Source organism: Streptomyces sp. SID486 (assembly GCF_009865385.1).
In the GTDB taxonomy this organism is placed as follows: Bacteria; Actinomycetota; Actinomycetes; order Streptomycetales; family Streptomycetaceae; genus Streptomyces.
The window spans coordinates 1-308 of sequence record NZ_WWJT01000045.1; the positions used below are offsets into that span (position 1 = coordinate 1).

1 protein-coding gene is annotated in these 308 nt (G+C 70.5%); it reads left to right on the top strand.

Features of this window, described 5'->3' with window-relative positions:
- Positions 1-308 (top strand): beta-ketoacyl synthase N-terminal-like domain-containing protein (locus GT045_RS01980; RefSeq protein ID WP_272926831.1); only part of this gene is annotated, 308 nt, incomplete at both ends.

Genomic DNA, 308 nt, shown 5'->3' on the forward strand with positions numbered 1-308 from the left:
GCGATGGACCCGCAGCAGCGGCTGCTGCTGGAAACCTCCTGGGAAGCCTTCGAACGCCTCGGCGTGTCCGCACCGACCCTGCGCGGCAGCCGCACCGGCGTCTTCATCGGAAACAACTACCAGGAGTACGGGCCCCGCGTGCACGAGGCACCGGCCGGCTCCGAAGGCCATCTGATGACCGGCAACGCCGCCAGCGTCGTGACCGGTCGCGTCGCCTACACCTTCGGGTTCGAGGGTCCCGCGGTGACGGTGGACACGGCGTGCTCGTCGTCGCTGGTCGCCCTGCACCTGGCGGTGCAGTCGCTGCG